Raw genomic sequence first — 249 nt, 5'->3', positions numbered from 1 at the left:
GTAGATGCAGATTAAACTTTTGCCACGCCTGAACGGTGAGACCTGCACTTTCTTCCCGAACAGCGGGTGCCAAGGATAGGCAATCGTCGAATAACGGGAAACGTATGCAGAATGTCGGTAGTTGTGCCGATCGGGTCAAGATCGTGTGGTGGGATGGATCAGGCGTCTGCCTCTACTCGAAGCGGCTGGAGAAGGCCCAGTTCTGTTGGCCACGGATCGGCCATAACCGGGTGCAGCTCAACCATGCCC

Annotated in this window: 1 protein-coding gene; it reads left to right on the top strand. The window is 55.8% G+C overall.

Going from position 1 to position 249, the window contains the following annotated elements; translation table 11 throughout:
• Positions 1-104: 104 nt before the first annotated feature.
• Positions 105-249 (top strand): IS66 family insertion sequence element accessory protein TnpB (tnpB, locus tag C5L12_RS29340; protein ID WP_205839408.1); only part of this gene is annotated, 145 nt, incomplete at its 3' end.

The sequence above is a fragment of the Neorhizobium huautlense genome, assembly GCF_002968575.1.
GTDB lineage: Bacteria > Pseudomonadota > Alphaproteobacteria > Rhizobiales > Rhizobiaceae > Neorhizobium > Neorhizobium huautlense.
The sequence above is the reverse complement of the archived record's forward strand: the minus strand, read 5'-3'. Positions and strand labels throughout refer to the sequence as shown.